Origin of the sequence: Pedobacter sp. CAN_A7, from assembly GCF_015752175.1 — a bacterium.
Taxonomy (GTDB): Bacteria; Bacteroidota; Bacteroidia; order Sphingobacteriales; family Sphingobacteriaceae; genus Pedobacter.
Genome location: NZ_JADOUW010000003.1, coordinates 663,547 through 677,653 on the forward strand (window position 1 = coordinate 663,547; position 14,107 = coordinate 677,653).

Annotated in this window: 18 protein-coding genes; 2 read left to right on the top strand and 16 right to left on the bottom strand. The window is 41.3% G+C overall.

What is annotated here, in order from left to right:
* Window position 1: 1 nt before the first annotated feature.
* Entirely contained in the window at window positions 2-928 is a 927-nt protein-coding gene (locus tag IWX76_RS14355; protein WP_196860692.1) for a Ppx/GppA phosphatase family protein, read from the top strand.
* Here the strand turns inward: IWX76_RS14355 and IWX76_RS14360 are convergent.
* The 16 genes from IWX76_RS14360 to IWX76_RS14435 all read right to left on the bottom strand — a co-directional run bounded on the left by IWX76_RS14360 (window position 917) and on the right by IWX76_RS14435 (window position 12,713).
* Window positions 917-1,486, bottom strand: coding sequence for a Maf family protein (locus IWX76_RS14360; protein ID WP_196860693.1), 570 nt, complete (start codon window positions 1,484-1,486; stop codon window positions 917-919). The two genes, IWX76_RS14355 and IWX76_RS14360, sit on opposite strands and share 12 nt — an antisense overlap.
* Window positions 1,487-1,565: 79 nt before the next feature.
* Window positions 1,566-1,997 carry a hypothetical protein gene (locus IWX76_RS14365; protein ID WP_196860694.1) on the bottom strand — a complete coding sequence of 144 codons (432 nt, stop codon included), beginning with the start codon at window positions 1,995-1,997 and terminating at the stop codon, window positions 1,566-1,568.
* Window positions 1,998-2,091: 94 nt separating this feature from the next.
* Entirely contained in the window at window positions 2,092-2,619 is a 528-nt protein-coding gene (locus tag IWX76_RS14370) for a KdsC family phosphatase (RefSeq protein WP_196860695.1), read from the bottom strand.
* A gap of 5 nt (window positions 2,620-2,624) precedes the next feature.
* Window positions 2,625-2,867, bottom strand: a complete 243-nt coding sequence (gene iscX, locus IWX76_RS14375) for a Fe-S cluster assembly protein IscX (protein ID WP_196860696.1) — start codon at window positions 2,865-2,867, stop codon at window positions 2,625-2,627.
* Window positions 2,868-2,884: 17 nt separating this feature from the next.
* Window positions 2,885-3,217 (bottom strand): 2Fe-2S iron-sulfur cluster-binding protein, encoded by a 333-nt coding sequence (locus tag IWX76_RS14380; protein WP_196860697.1) that lies wholly within the window; start codon window positions 3,215-3,217, stop codon window positions 2,885-2,887.
* A gap of 40 nt (window positions 3,218-3,257) precedes the next feature.
* Window positions 3,258-4,025, bottom strand: coding sequence for a Rossmann-like and DUF2520 domain-containing protein (locus IWX76_RS14385; protein ID WP_196860698.1), 768 nt, complete (start codon window positions 4,023-4,025; stop codon window positions 3,258-3,260).
* Window positions 4,026-4,060: 35 nt separating this feature from the next.
* The gene (gene ccsA, locus IWX76_RS14390; protein WP_196860699.1) at window positions 4,061-6,532 is read right to left on the bottom strand and encodes a cytochrome c biogenesis protein CcsA; all 2,472 of its coding nucleotides are present in this window, start codon (window positions 6,530-6,532) and stop codon (window positions 4,061-4,063) included.
* Between the two features lie 8 nt (window positions 6,533-6,540).
* Entirely contained in the window at window positions 6,541-6,972 is a 432-nt protein-coding gene (locus IWX76_RS14395; RefSeq protein ID WP_196860700.1) for a cytochrome c maturation protein CcmE domain-containing protein, read from the bottom strand.
* 185 nt (window positions 6,973-7,157) lie between these two features.
* Window positions 7,158-8,579, bottom strand: coding sequence for a Glu/Leu/Phe/Val family dehydrogenase (locus IWX76_RS14400; protein WP_196860701.1), 1,422 nt, complete (start codon window positions 8,577-8,579; stop codon window positions 7,158-7,160).
* A 149-nt stretch (window positions 8,580-8,728) separates the two neighbouring features.
* On the bottom strand, window positions 8,729-8,938 hold the full coding sequence (locus IWX76_RS14405) for a CcmD family protein (RefSeq protein WP_334641979.1): 210 nt from the start codon (window positions 8,936-8,938) through the stop codon (window positions 8,729-8,731).
* A 68-nt stretch (window positions 8,939-9,006) separates the two neighbouring features.
* Entirely contained in the window at window positions 9,007-9,669 is a 663-nt protein-coding gene (gene ccsA / locus IWX76_RS14410) for a cytochrome c biogenesis protein CcsA (protein WP_196860703.1), read from the bottom strand.
* Window positions 9,670-9,708: 39 nt separating this feature from the next.
* Window positions 9,709-10,368, bottom strand: coding sequence for a heme exporter protein CcmB (locus IWX76_RS14415; protein ID WP_196860704.1), 660 nt, complete (start codon window positions 10,366-10,368; stop codon window positions 9,709-9,711).
* A 3-nt stretch (window positions 10,369-10,371) separates the two neighbouring features.
* On the bottom strand, window positions 10,372-10,782 hold the full coding sequence (locus IWX76_RS14420; protein WP_196860705.1) for a hypothetical protein: 411 nt from the start codon (window positions 10,780-10,782) through the stop codon (window positions 10,372-10,374).
* 3 nt (window positions 10,783-10,785) lie between these two features.
* On the bottom strand, window positions 10,786-11,118 hold the full coding sequence (gldC, locus tag IWX76_RS14425; RefSeq protein ID WP_196860706.1) for a gliding motility protein GldC: 333 nt from the start codon (window positions 11,116-11,118) through the stop codon (window positions 10,786-10,788).
* Between the two features lie 6 nt (window positions 11,119-11,124).
* Window positions 11,125-11,430, bottom strand: coding sequence for a hypothetical protein (locus tag IWX76_RS14430; RefSeq protein WP_196860707.1), 306 nt, complete (start codon window positions 11,428-11,430; stop codon window positions 11,125-11,127).
* A complete protein-coding gene (locus tag IWX76_RS14435) occupies window positions 11,403-12,713 on the bottom strand; it encodes a DEAD/DEAH box helicase (RefSeq protein WP_196860708.1) in 1,311 nt (436 codons plus the stop codon). Before IWX76_RS14435 ends, IWX76_RS14430 begins: the two co-directional genes overlap by 28 nt.
* 58 nt (window positions 12,714-12,771) lie before the next feature.
* On the opposite strand from IWX76_RS14435, the gene IWX76_RS14440 reads away from it, so the two are divergent.
* Window positions 12,772-14,106, top strand: coding sequence for a dihydroorotase (locus IWX76_RS14440; RefSeq protein WP_196860709.1), 1,335 nt, complete (start codon window positions 12,772-12,774; stop codon window positions 14,104-14,106).
* Window position 14,107 lies beyond the last annotated feature (1 nt).

Below are 14,107 nucleotides of genomic sequence, written 5' to 3' on the forward strand. Positions count from 1 at the left end.
GATGAAAGCAGGTGTAATCGACATGGGAACCAATACGTTCCACTTAATTATTGCAGATTTATCTCATGGAGAAGTCGACATCACCTATAAAACCAATATACCTGTTAAACTTGGCGAAGGCCGGTTGAACGACAATATCATTATTCCTGAAGCCTTCGAAAGAGGGCTTCAGGCTTTAACACAGTTTAGTGAAACCTTAAAAGAACAGCAGGTGCAGGTAGTTAAAGCTACCGCTACTTCAGCGGTGCGCAATGCCAGCAACGGACCAGCCTTTGTGCAGGCCGTTAAAGAACGTACAGGAATAGACATTGAAGTGATTAGCGGCGATATAGAAGCAAACTATATATTTAAAGGTGTGCAAGCTACCGGTGTGATTACTGACACCACATTGATCATGGACATTGGTGGAGGCAGCACAGAGTTTATTCTATGTGATACCAAGCAGCTGTTATGGAAAAAAAGCTATGATCTTGGAGCGGCGCGTTTATTACAGGCGTATTTTAAGTCGGACCCTATTAGTGAGGCCAATCAATCAGCGATTATACAGCATGTAGACCAACAAATAAAGGAATTAAAAGAAGCATGCCAGTTACACCAACCCAAAGTATTGGTAGGTTCGGCGGGTGCCTTTGAGACTTTCGCTTTACTGTTGCAAAAGGGAGTTGACCTGAAATCCCTGGCCTGGGCTCCCCTATCTTTACCAGGTTATCAACAGCTTTCTGCACAGCTGATAGCATCCACCCATGCACAAAGGGCACAAATGGAAGACCTGATTCCCCTAAGGGTGGATATGATTGTGATTGCGGCGCTATTAACGGACTATGTGTTAAAGACATTCGCTATTCCTGAACTCCGTTTATCAACTTATGACCTTAAAATGGGTGTCTTACACACCTTATTGCAAGAGCACCAGCAATTAAATGGCTGATAAGGCGGAGTACAGTTTCTCTGTCGGCAAGCCCATCACATTGGTGTAAGAACCTTCAATCCGCTCAACAGCAACCATACCGATCCAGTCTTGTACGCCATAGGCGCCGGCTTTATCGTAGGGATTATAATTTTCGATGTAATATTTGATTTGTTCCTGGGTCAATGTTTTGAAATACACCTCTGTGATGTCATAAAAAGACAATACCTGTTCTGCATATAGCAAGGAAACACCAGTATACACTTCATGGCGACTGCCGGATAGTTTAGTCAGCATTTCTAAAGCATGTTCGGCATTTTCCGGTTTACCCAGAATTTCATTCTCGTAAGCTACAATGGTGTCGGCAGTAATTACAATGCTATTTTCGCGTTCATCGATAAAAGCATTTGCTTTTTTCTCCGCAATGTATACTGCTATTTCGGCTGGGCTTAGGCCTTCAGGATAACTTTCATCTACCTCTTTTAATACCACTTTGAAATCCAGATCCATTAAGGCTAATAGTTCCTGGCGGCGTGGAGATTTAGATGCGAGAATGATGGGTAAGCTTTGTGTATACATAAATTATATTTTGGGCTAAAATAAATAAAAGCGGCCGTTAAGCCGCTCCTATTACCTAAAAAAAAACAAAAATTAACAATTACATTTTCTTCATTTCACGTTGTCCATCGCGTGGACCGTTGTGACCTTTACCTTTGTGCGCTGCACGTCTTTTTTCCATTTTAGCCTTACGTTCTGCTTTCATGGTATGATATGCTTTTTGCTGATCAGCTGTGAATACTGACTGCAGGTTTTTCTCATTTTTCGCCATTTGGGCTACACGTTTTTCACGCGCCTCCTGATGGGCTTTCTTAGCAGCGATTCTTTCCTTTTCCTGTTCTTTAGCCTGCTCGGTATAGATGTTTAACACTTTCGCTTGTTGAGCTTCAGAAAGTTTCAGGTTTTCCGCTAACTTCTCTGTTTGTTTTTTCGCCCGATCTTCCGGAGCTATCATTTTACGTTTGTCTGTCTGTGCGTTTGCCATGGTAAATACACCAAGTGCTAATCCGCAAACCATCATCAACTTTTTCATATGGTATGTTCTATGTGTGTTGTTATGGATTAGAGGGGCAGCAGAAGCAAAGGTTTAAGACTTTTTTGTAACGTCGGTGTTACATGGCAAAATTCTACTTTGCGGCGTCGCTGGCATCAGGGTTCTCGTCGAACCAGCGGCCTTGAATTTTAAGCACCTTTTCTATCACATCGCGCGCAGCGCATTTACCGCCGGGAAGCGGTGATATATAGGTGGAAATGGCTTTTATCTCCTCCACGGCATCTGCCGGGCAAGTAGGTAAGCCTACCAATTGCATCACTTTATAATCGGGAATATCATCGCCCATGTACAATACCTCGGCGCGGTTAATACTGTTGGCCAGGAGGTATTCTTCAAAGACTTTTACTTTATCGGACACGCCCAGGTAAGCATTTTCTATGCCTAAACCTGCAAACCGACGGCGCATGCCTTCGCCGCTACCGCCGGAAATGATACATACCCAGTAGCCCTTTTTTACAGCAAGCTGCAGGGCGTAGCCATCTTTAATATTAAAGGAACGCAAAAACTCACCGCTTTCAGACGCGAGAATATCACCGTTTGTTAAAACACCATCAACATCAAAAATGAAGGTGGTGATTGCTTTGAGTTTTTGCAGGAACATGGCGATTAATCCTGGTTATCGCGCCATTCGTAAACCCAGGCAGACTGGATTTGCTCCAGGTGACCTTCGCTACTTTCTTCGCGGGTACCTTTGAAATTAGGTAATTCTAATACCCATTCTAATAATTCTGTAAATCGGATCCGGTAAATCTTAGCCTCATTAAAATCATCACCAAACTTTTCATAAAGTTCCTGAGCGATATCCTCATGGTCATTCCAATAAATTGGCAGTGCAAATTTGTCTTGCATATTTTTTTTATTCTTAATTAGTGGCCTAAAAATTCTAATTGATCTGGGATGGTAACTTCAATATCACCGTCAATGATCACACACTGACATCCTAAACGAGAAGAAATTCTCGGACGGACAGCACGGTCAATAAAATCCTCTTCTTTGTCTGAAATCTCCTGGATGTTGTCCATACCTTTAGTCACATAGACATGACAGGTACTGCAACCGCAAACACCACCGCAGTTGTGCTGCAGTTCGATGCCATGGTCAAGGCAAGCGTCAAGTACAGATTCCCCGCCAGCGATTGGAAGTTCTACGGGTTCTTTACCTTTTTCTTCGAAGTTTATTCTTAATTTATAAATACTCATAATTTGTTGTCAAAAATAAGCACCAAAAACGGCAATTGTGTTATAGATATGTTTTTTTAATGCTTTTGCTTAATGTTTTGTAAATATCTGTCAGTACAGGTTCTTCTTGTAGTAACTCCAGGTGTCTGTTCATGGTCGCCTCATCGCCTCTTATGGCCGGCCCCGTCTGCACATCATAAGGTTTTGCACTTTGCACCTTTGCAGCAGTTTCCAGAATTAAAGGTTTTAGCAAATCGAAGCTGAGGTGGTTACGTGCCAACAGGTCTGCGCTCAGGTGGTACAGGTGGTTGCTAAAATTACAGGCAAATACTGCGGCCAGGTGCAATAACTTCCGGTCGGCACTGCTCACGTTGTACACCAAGGTACTTAGTGTAGCTGCCGCAAGATGTAACGTTTGAAGGTCTTCGCTTGTACCCGCTTCCAGGCACAATGGAATGGTTTGGAAATCAACCGGCCTACTTTTAGAAAAGGTTTGCAGCGGATACAGCACACCGTAATGGCTGATGCCCTGATCTTCAAATACCGACAGAGACGTTGCGCCGGAGGTATGTACCACCAGTCCTTTCAACCAATTTAACTGCCCCACAAGTCCGGCAATGGCATCATCACTTACGCTAATGAGGTAAAGATCCGCTTCGCGGTTAAGCAACTGCAGGTTATCAATAGCCTGGCTATTTAAAACACTGGCCAATGCGTGTGCATTGGCCAGTGTTTTACTATAAACTTGTATGAGGTCTGCCCCACTGGCTTTAAAAGCGCTAGCCAGGTGTGTTGCTACATTTCCAGAACCGAGACAAACTACTTTCATATTTTAATCATTAGCCTAACCGAAAATGGCTGGTATTACTTACGTGGGTTCAGCTCTTTCTTTCTTCTTACAATAGAGATACAGAAACCAATGACCATAACGATGGTACCTAACCAGTATAAGTTAATGTAAGGGAATTCAATCGATTTGAATACCACCCACTCTTTAGCTTGCTGTGGCTTTTCGTAAACTTGCAGCTCCATTTTATTTTGCTCAGGAAAGATCTTGGTAAATCTTAAACGCAAACTTAAATCATCAATATTTCTGGCAAAGTCGAACGTATTGTTTCCTTTAACCAGGAATAAAGGTTCAGCTTTGTAGATTTTACCATTTAAATCAACTTCTAATGGCATACCTACAGCAATATCTTTAGGATCAAGCTTCAAGTCTTTCACTACCGGTTTAGAATTAAGCCCTTTCACCGTAATGATTCCGCTGGCCGTGTGAATGGTATCGCCAACACTAACGTTCAGGATTCTTGGTGCTTTGTAATTTTCTTCTTCTGAATGTCCTTCATGATCGCCATGTACTTCGGCTTTATCAGGCGCACTGGTAATGTGGGTATAAATATCTCTGGTAAAGTAATGTTTCGTATCTGGAGAAGCAATTAGCCCCATATCCTCGTTCACCTGAACGTGTGGATTTAAATCGAAATCTTCTTTTACCTTTCCAGTCTTCGGATCAATTACTTTAAAATTAAGCTTGTAAAAAGTATTTGGTGCAATGGTGGTATCACTTACATATGTAACTGTATAACGACCCATGGCTTTTGGCTCATTGCGGTATAACACCATGTTCTGGCCTGGTTTTTCTACTTTTTCGAAGTCCTTTACCGGAATAAAGTTACTCTCATTAATAGATACAGGATTGCTGGTTGCAGCGGCAACAAGGGCACCTAATAACAACATGGCAAAGCCAATGTGCGCTACTGCAGCACCTACCAGTTTACTGCGACCACCTAAACCTTGTGTTACCACACGGGCATTGGCTAACACCGCGAAAATACAACTGAAGGATAGCAGGATGTACATCAGGTTAGTATAAACATCTGTTACCCATACGAATAAAGCTGTTACCACCAGTGAGATCACAATGGATGCCACCAGGCTGCTGTAAAATTTACGGGGATCAGTTCTTTTGTATTTCAGGAATTGCGAAAAGCCGGAAATCATGGTCACCAAAATGGCAAAAGGAGCCTGCCATTGGTTATAGTATTTAATGGCATCAATTGGTGGTGCGAAGTTCGTTCCGAAAGCCGCGTTGAATACAGGAACCGAAGTAGAGAAAATAACCTGGATACAGGCTACCGTAACCACAAGGGCACCGATAAACATCCAGAATTCTCTGGAGTAAGTTTCTTCATCTTTAGTGGTAATTGGCAATTCTTTCCACCTTGCTATTAATAACACGGTTGGAATAGCCAGGAATACAACATTATAGAGTATCAGGTGGCCAAACATCCCCAGGTCGGTAAAGGAGTGAACTGAAGTTTCTCCAAGAATACCACTTCTGGTTAAGAAGGATGCATATAATACCAATACAAAACTTAATACCACCAACACAAAGGCGGTAAAGAAAGCATGACCAGTATTTTTAAAGGCAATCATGACGTGAATACCACCGATTAACATTAACCAAGGAATGATCGAAGCATTTTCAACCGGATCCCATGCCCAGAAACCACCAAAGTTTAAGGCTTCATAGGCCCAGAAGGAACCCATAATAATACCGGCACCAAGGATCATCACCGCGAACAATGCCCATGGCATTGACGGTTTTACCCATTCTTTATATTTTTTAAGCCATAAACCCGTTACAGCATAGGCGAAAGGCACCACCATACTGGCGAAACCCAGGAATAAGGTTGGCGGGTGAATAACCATCCAGTAATTCTGAAGCAATGGATTTAATCCACGTCCGTCTGTAATAAATTTCAGGTAGTTTTTAAAGTTTTCCGGATCAGCAAATACTGCAGGCGCCATCGCTGTAAGGTCTACGGCATCTCTTAACAAGATGAATGGAGAACTTCCTATACGTGCACCGAAAAGCTCTACGCCTAATAACATAGAGGTTAAAAACACCTGTGAAAAAGCAACTACGGTCATTACACCACTTTCCCAGGCTTTAGCTTTCCAGATCAACAGTCCGCCAAGTAAAGATTGCCAGAATGCCCATAACCAGAAACTACCTTCCTGTCCTTCCCAGAATGCCGACACGATATAATAAACCGGTAAGGCTTTGGAAGAGTGAAAATATACGTAAGAATATTCGTTATAGTGACCTAATATCAAGTAGAATAAGGCAATACCAATACCTAAAATACTTACGAGATTGATAAAAAAGGAGATCCGGCCAATTCGTTGCCAGGACTTTTCTTCTTCAGGTTCTTTACCTGCTGCAAAAAAATAAGAGATGGTAGATAGCAGAGAGGCCGCAAAGGCTAGGACAATAAAAAACTGTCCGATCTTACCGGGGAGGAGGTTCTCTCCAACAAATTGTATATCCATTAAATAAGTTAGTTGTATTGTTTAGCCTGTCCTTCTTGTTCGTCAACGGTACCATCCTGGTTTACTTCAACCAGGTTGTCGTTATATTTTGAAGGGCACTTCATGAGTATTTTAGTAGCGTAAAAAGTGTCATTTTTCATTTCGCCAATAAGGACCAGCTTTTCTGATCTTTCGAAATCCTGTGGTTTAGCACCTATGTAAACCACTTTGTTTACATCACCTTTGTCGTCTCTCATGTGGAAAGCGAAATGGTTGGCGTCTTTCTGGGCATCGTAATACATGCCTTTTTCTTTTTCCCAATATCCCATCACGTGAAACTCACGGGACTCTTTGGCTGCCTCTTTAAACGATGAATAACTACTGGTATCAGCGTTAAGACTAAACAGAACACCAACACTAATGGCGATGGTAATTAATCCTATAATTGCACTTTTTCTCATTGTTTACCTATTAGAAGAATGACAACAAAGATAAAAAATATACCTGCCTAATCACTTTTCGGAGAATGTTAATACAGATGTTGACAATTTATTGATAGTTCTCTGACAAATAGAGATGCTAGCAAAAGAGATGCATAAAAAAAACCGCAGCTTTTGACTGCGGTTTGTATAAAAATGGAGTTAGCCTATGGCCAGATACCAAGGTTCATGTAAGAAACGGCAATTTTATCGATCGAACCAACAAAAGCAGCAGTTCTTAACGTCTGCGTAGCTGGTTTAGTCATTAACACTTCTCTAATCTCATGGTAAGAATGGATCATGGTATCTTCTAATCCTGAATTTACCAATTCCAACTCTGAAGCACCTTTCACCAACATCGAGCGGTGTTCTGCAGGAATGCTTTTACCGGTTAAGGATTCCAGGGTATTGATCAGGTTCGCATTAGAATTCTCTGCATAACGGTTTTCCATACGGCCAAAAGCCACATGAGAAAGGTTTTTTAACCACTCAAAGTAAGAAACGGTTACCCCACCAGCATTACAGTACATATCAGGAATAATCATACCGCCCATTTGCGTGAAGATTTCTTCAGCTTCTGGTGTTGTTGGTCCGTTAGCACCTTCAGCAATAATTTTAGCCTGAATGTTTCTGATGTTGTCTTCAGTAATTTGGTTTTCTAAAGCAGCAGGCACCAAAATATCACATGGTTGCTCTAAACCTTCCATGGAGTTTCTAAACTCAATGGCACCTGGGAAACCTAGAATGGATCCGGTTAGTTTACGGTGTGTAAATACTTCATCGATGTTTAATCCATCTGCATTGTAAATGGCACCTTCAAATTCACAAAGGCCAACGATGGTTGCACCAAATTCTGTTAAGAATTTAGCTGAATGGTAACCTACGTTACCTAAACCCTGTACAATTACCTTTTTATCGCCTAAACCAGCAGTTAAGCCCAATTTAGCCATGTCTTCAGCTACGTTTACACATTCTCTAACCGCATAAGCCACCCCACGACCGGTAGCTTCTTTACGACCGCGAATACCGTGTAAAGCAATCGGTTTTCCGGTTACACAACCCAAAGCATCCAATTGTCCTGGATTCATGGTCATATAGGTATCGGCAATCCAGCTCATTTCACGTTCACCAGACCCATAATCAGGGGCAGGAACGTCAATACCAGGACCAATAAAGTTCTTTTTAATTAATTCAGTAGTGTAACGACGGGTAATGGTTTCTAATTCTCCGGTAGTATAATTTTTCGGATTAATCTGAATACCTCCCTTGGCACCTCCAAATGGAACATTTACAATGGCACATTTGTAAGTCATCAAAGCGGCTAAAGCCATTACTTCATCTTCATTAACCATCTCACTATAGCGGATACCCCCTTTAGTTGGGCTCATGTGGTGAGAATGTTCTACTCGCCAGGCATGAATCACTTCAAATCCATTTCCTCTGCGGATAGGGAATTGAAAACGGTACACACTATTACAAGCTTTAATTTGAGTAAGTAACCCTTCAGGATGAGAGGTAAATTGCGCGGCACTGTCAAAATTTTTACAAACATCTGTAAAAAAATTAGTCTCGATTGCGGTATTCAACATTATCAGTTTTTTATGAATTAAGTTAATTCGTTTTTTTATGCTGCAAAATTGCATTAAAAAAAACGATTATTACAACTATGGAATGCCTTAGTGTATGCGAAACACCAATCTAAATTAACCAGAAAAACACGGTATAACCGTGTTTTAAATTAGTTTTTAACAGTAGATTTTTTTTCTAATTTTTTTAATCTCCGGTCAACCGTAAAGAGAAACAACAGCAGACCGAGTAAGATTACCATTACACAGGCCACCACAACGTATATTTTTCCAGAGGAATAAAAGCTTTCTGTAACTGTAGAAACTCCATTTTGCGCAAATAATTGCAAGGTAACCATTAACAGGATTACCGTTGTCGTCATTGTTTTCATTTGATATAAATCTTTATAAAACCTGTACACTTACATGTTCAGGTTAATTTTGTGCTTTACTACTTATTATTATTTTTCTCTTCCAACACACGCGTACGGTAAAGAAGGGTATAGATCCAATAGCCAACCAGAATCCAGCCAATGCAAGCCGGATAAAAAATAACACGCATCCGTTGATCAAGATCGTAAGAATTGAAACCAGGGTTACCACCGTTTCCAGGGTGTAAGGAATCAGATAGTCTGGGTAATACAAATAACAAGACCACCATCATTGGAAAGGCAAAAATGTTATAGATGGCAGAGATCTTCGCTCTTTTTTGCTCTTCGTCAATAGCATTTCGCAAGACCAGGTAAGCAAAATACAAAAGCAAAGCGATGGCGGCAAAGTTTTGCTTCACATCAAAGCTCCAGGCTTGTCCCCAGGTAAATTTGGCCCAGATAGCGCCGGTAACAATACCCAGTATGCCAAATATAATCCCCGTGTTTACACTTTCCACAGCTTTCAGGTCGTTTTCTCCATTTCCTGAACTCAGGTATTTAATGCTGTGAAATACAGATACCCCGAATAGCACAATCATGCTAAACCACATGGGTACATGGAAATACAGATTTCTAATACTCTCATACAAAATAGGCAACATGGGTACATTTGCTAAAAAGCCAAATATTGTTGAATAAATGACCAAAACTGCACCTAAAATCTTCCACCAGGACTTATACATTTATATAGAATTTTAATGTTTCAAAGGTAAACATATTTACTAATCCCGCCATAAATACGGGAATAACAACAAGGAAACCGCCATGACCAGCACATTGATCACCAGCAATAAGCCGATCTCGTCTAAACTTACACTGCGGTCTAATCCGTCAATGGCATTCTTTGTTAATTTTATCAAGATAATCAGCACCGGAATAATCACCGGAAAGCTTAAAATGGCCATCAGCATACCACCATTTCCTGCTTTAGAAGAAATGGCTGATACCATGGTGAATATGGTTGAAAAGCTTAAGCTGCCCAACAATGTTGCTACAATATATAAACCAAGGTCGTCAGGAACATAACCAAACACCATCATGTAAAAACCCAAAGCAATAACCGTTAGCAACATCATCAACAACACATTATAAATGGTTTTTGAAATGATGAGGGCAAGCGGACTGGCAATGGTATAGATATAAAGTTGCCGGCCTTTACTTTCCTGTAAAAAGCTTTTCGACACTGCATTGATGGAAGCAAACAACATGATGATCCAGAATAAAGCATTCCAGGTAATGGGCTTTACACTCACTAGGGATAGAAAACAGACAAAAATAGTAGACACCACATAGAGCAGCACCCCATTTAAGGCATATTTTGAACGCCATTCTAACAGCAGCTCCTTTTTAATAAGGTATTTAACCTGGGTAATCAGCTGCATGGATCAGACTTGTTTGATGACGAACTTAGGTTTTGGTACAGCAATAAGCACCAGGGCGCCCACCACAATTACATACCAACCCCATTTGTACTTAACGGTGCCTGCAGCCAGGGTAATTAATTTTTTGAAACGGATAAAGTTAAACGTATCATGTACTTTAAAATAGATTCCAGCCAGACTCAGGGCAACCAAAAAAAGTGCAGCCCAGCCTACAAACTTCAGTAAAGCAGGTTTTTGAAGGAAGGCGCCGATAAACCCTAGAAGTACCAGAACGTAAAACGCAGTCGCCAGCCTTAGGTCTACATCAAAATAGTTCCAATTACCCATTACCGGTACACGCAACAGTGGACAAAGACCACCAATCGCCATCACCGCAGCTCCGGCAATACCTTGATTTCTTACATTGACCAACATGGATTATTGTTGTTTAATACCCATTTTATCGGCGAAATGCGCACAATAATCACGAAGATCTTCTACAATCAGGGTTTCGCCCGTTGCTTTCAAAAAGCTATCGCCCATGGTTTGCAAAGTTTCATAAAAGAACCTTTTCATTTCATCAACCGGCATATCTTTGGTCCAAAGATCAATACGCAATGAGTTTTTGTAATTATGATCCCATAAGGCCAACATCATCGATTTTACCGCTACCTGTTCTTTAGTTTCAGCATCTGTAGATTCCCATACCATCGTTTCAGGCACATTATTATCGTCCAGCTCAACCGTGATTTTTATCTCCGCTTTCTTCATTTTCTTTTAAAATACTAGGGTTTTTATAATAAGGATCATGACCACTGTAAATACAATAAATGCAGTTTCTACGATCCAAAGGTTTTTCAACAAAGGAATGGTTCTCCTAAAAATCAAGTCTGACACAAAGGATACCAGGGCGGCCAATATACACAGCGTAAAAAACAAACCATTAAAGTTATGGTCTACCCTGCCACCGAATCCTTCAAGCGCAAAAAATCCACTGGCTACCAAACAGATGGCCGTGATCAAGTTTAAAGGCGTTAGCCTTAATTTAAACCCTTTTACTTTTTGAACTTCTTCTTTTTCCAAGGTGTTTTATCCGTTTTTTTAGGTGCCGGTGCAAATACTTTTTTCTTCTCATGGAAAGCGCCCATAAAAGTAGGGTCGTCTTTTCTTTTCTGAAGATCTATTTCCTTTGCAATATGCTGGCGTTCCTCATAAGGTGTTTCTTCCACAAAAACATCTGCTGGCAAAGCTACAACAGGAATCGTTTGTCTGATTAACTTTTCTATCTTCTTGATGTAATATTTCTCTGCTTCTGTACAAAAAGTAATGGCTATACCAGAGCTGAAGGCTCTTCCGGTACGACCGATACGGTGTACGTAATCTTCAATGATAATGGGAACATCAAAATTGATCACATGACTCACTTCAGAAACATCGATGCCTCGTGATGCCACATCGGTAGCTACCAATACCCTCACATTACCTTCTTTGAAACTATTGATGGAGTTGATCCGCGTGTTCTGGCCTTTATTGGCATGAATTACCCTTACGGCTTCTGCACCAAACCTGCGTTCAATAAAGCTGAAAATGTTATCAGCCACGACTTTGGTTTTGCAGAAAATAATCAGCCTTTTCACTTCCTCATCACTTTTCAACAGGTTTTGCAACAGGTTGATCTTTGTTTTGAAGTTGGGTACCTCATATAATGATTGTGTTACCGTAGCTGCAGGTGTAGCCTGTAAAGAAGCTTCTATAATGGTAGGGTGTTTCAGGAAATCGCCAGCTATTTTCTGTACCAGATCACTCATGGTGGCAGAGAACAATAGGTTTTGACGCCTGCGGGGCACCACTTCTAAAATCCGGTGAATAGAACCAATAAAACCCATGTCCATCATTTTATCCGCCTCATCAAGTACTAAAAACTTAATGTATTGCGTATTAATGTGTCCGGCCAGGTAAAGATCAAGGAATCTGCCTGGAGTGGCGATAATTAAATCTACACCTTCTTTTAGTTTAGCAATTTGGGTTTTCGGACCTAAGCCACCATAGATAACGGCAGACCGCAGGTCGGTATATTTAGAGAACATTTGTACATGTTCGGCTATTTGCATGGCAAGTTCGCGGGTTGGCGCAAGGATTAAAGCCCTGGCAGAGTCGCCTTGTGCATATTTTAATTGCATAAGCATGGGCAAAACATAGGCGGCAGTTTTGCCGGTACCTGTTTCTGCTATACCACAAATATCCTGTCCGGATAGTACGGGTGCTATAGCTTTTTCCTGGATTGGTGTTGCGACTGTGAACCCCGCATCCTCCACGGCATTTAAAATTTGTCGGTTGAGGTTAAACTCTTCGAATTTTTTGGGCATTTTGCAAATATACGTTTATTTATAGGATGCCTAATTACATTTTTATAGATTTGGAGGCATGGATACCCTATTGATAAAAGCGGCTACCTTAGTTAACGAAGGTCAAATCTTTGTTGCTGATGTATTGATAAAAGACGGATTAATCGAAAAAATTGCAAGCAGCATCACCTACCCTGATGCCACAGAAATCAACGCTGAAGGTTTATACCTTTTACCGGGAATGATTGACGACCAGGTGCATTTTCGCGAACCAGGGCTGACACATAAAGCTGATATTTTTTCTGAAAGCATGGCTGCTGTGGCCGGAGGCATCACCTCCTTCATGGAAATGCCTAATACCGTTCCCAATACATTAACACAGGAACTGCTTGCCGATAAGTATACCATCGCCTCAGAAATGTCACTGGCCAATTATTCCTTTTTCATGGGCGCTTCCAATAACAACCTCGAAGAGGTGTTAAAAACCGACCCCACTACGGTATGCGGAATCAAGGTGTTTATGGGTTCTTCTACAGGCAATATGCTGGTTGATAATACCGCCGTACTGGAAAATATATTCAAAGAAGCACCTATGTTAATTGCTACACACTGTGAAGATGAAGCAACCATACAGCATAACCTGAAGGTTTACAAAGAAAAATACGGTGAGAACTTAACCATCGAGATGCATCCCCTGATTCGTAGTGCTGAAGCTTGTTACCTGTCGTCATCGATGGCGGTAGAACTTGCAAAAAAGCACAATACGCGTTTACATATTCTACACATATCCACAGCGAAGGAAGTGGGCTTGTTCAGCAATACCCTGCCCCTAAAAGAAAAAAGAATCACGGCAGAAGCCTGTGTGCATCACCTGTGGTTCGACGACCAGGATTACGCAAAAAAAGGAAACCTGATTAAATGGAACCCTGCTGTAAAAACTGCGGCAGATAAGGATGCTATTTTGAAAGGCGTACTCGACGGACATATTGATATCATTGCAACTGACCATGCGCCACATACCTGGGAAGAAAAACAACAACCTTATGCACAGGCCCCTTCGGGAGGTCCTTTAGTGCAACATGCCTTATCAGCGCTACTGGAAATGTACCACCAGCAAAAGATAACCTTAACGCAGATTGTGGAGAAAACCGCGCATAACGTTGCGGATTGTTTCAACATTGATAAACGTGGTTATATCCGGGAGGGCTACTGGGCAGATTTGGTATTAGTAAACCTGAATGACCTGGTTACCGTGACTAAAAACAACCTTTTTTATAAATGTGGCTGGTCGCCATTTGAAGGCCAAACCTTTCAAAGCGAGATTACCCATACCATCGTTTCTGGTAACCTGGCGTATACCAAAGGGAAATTTACGACCAACGAAACAGGAAAAAGGCTAACGTTTAATCGCTAAC